At 66.1% G+C, this 419-nt stretch carries 1 protein-coding gene; it reads left to right on the forward strand.

The features are described from left to right. Positions 1–53: 53 nt before the first annotated feature. Positions 54–419: serine dehydratase beta chain (locus FQ746_RS01660; protein WP_313955552.1), on the forward strand; the 366-nt coding region annotated here is incomplete at its 3' end.

Raw genomic sequence — 419 nt, forward strand, 5'->3', positions numbered from 1 at the left:
GATGTACTGACGCCATTGTCCAATCCCCGCGTTTCCACCGGAGAAGCTCCCAGATGAACGTCAGCGTTTTCGATCTGTTCAAGATCGGCATCGGCCCGTCGAGCTCGCACACGGTCGGCCCGATGATCGCGGCATGCCGGTTCGCCTCGCATGTCGAGGACGCCAACCTGCTGGCCTTCGTGCGGCGCGTGCGGGTCGAGCTGTACGGCTCGCTCGGCGCCACCGGCAAGGGCCACGGCACCGACAAGGCGGTCCTGCTGGGCCTGGAAGGGCACCTGCCCGACCTGATCGACCCGGACCTGATCGAGCCTCGCCTGAAGGCGATCCGAGCCGAGAAGACCCTCTGCCTGCTGGGTCGGCGCTCGGTGCGCTTCGAGGAGAAGGAGGACATCGGCTTCTATCGCCGCATGATGGCCGGA

The organism is Paraburkholderia sp. BCC1886, from assembly GCF_900996245.1.
Classification (GTDB): domain Bacteria; phylum Pseudomonadota; class Gammaproteobacteria; order Burkholderiales; family Burkholderiaceae; genus Paraburkholderia.